Below are 553 nucleotides of genomic sequence, written 5' to 3'. Positions count from 1 at the left end.
TAATCATTGATGAAGCCCTCTCTGTCGGGGATCAGACATTTTATCAGAAATGTGTCGACCGAATCCAGGAATTTAAAGAACGAGGAAAAACCATTTTCTTTGTGAGTCATTCCATCGGTCAGATTGAAAAAATGTGTGACCGTGTGGCTTGGATGCACTATGGTGAATTAAGAATGTTCGACGATACTAAAACCGTAGTCAAAGAGTACAAAGCATTTATCGATTGGTTTAATAAGCTCTCCAAAAAAGACAAAGAGAAATATAAGAAAGATCAGGTTGCTGAACGTAAAAAAGAATCGCCTGAGCAGCAGGCAATTGTGAAGGAACAAACGAAAAAAAATAAATCCGGATCAGCAGTCAATGCTATTCAAATTGCTATTTTATCAATACTGCTTGTGTTTATGGCCGGAACCATGTTTTTCAGCGCCCCGCTTCGTACGATCGCTTCCTTCGGTAAGATCGGATATCAAGATGATGTTAACAAGGGGAAAGACCAGATATTGGTGAACAAAAAAGGTTTCGTATTAAAAGACCAGACGCAGGCCTATAAAGA

1 pseudogene is annotated in these 553 nt (G+C 39.2%); it reads left to right on the top strand.

The features are described 5' to 3' along the window. Positions 1 to 553, top strand: a pseudogene (locus ACQRUO_RS39655) (hypothetical protein); the annotation flags it as partial.

This window comes from Kitasatospora sp. LaBMicrA B282, from assembly GCF_050325825.1.
GTDB lineage: Bacteria > Actinomycetota > Actinomycetes > Streptomycetales > Streptomycetaceae > Kitasatospora.
Note: the sequence above shows the minus strand (reverse complement) of the source record. Positions and strands in the feature narration are given on the sequence as shown.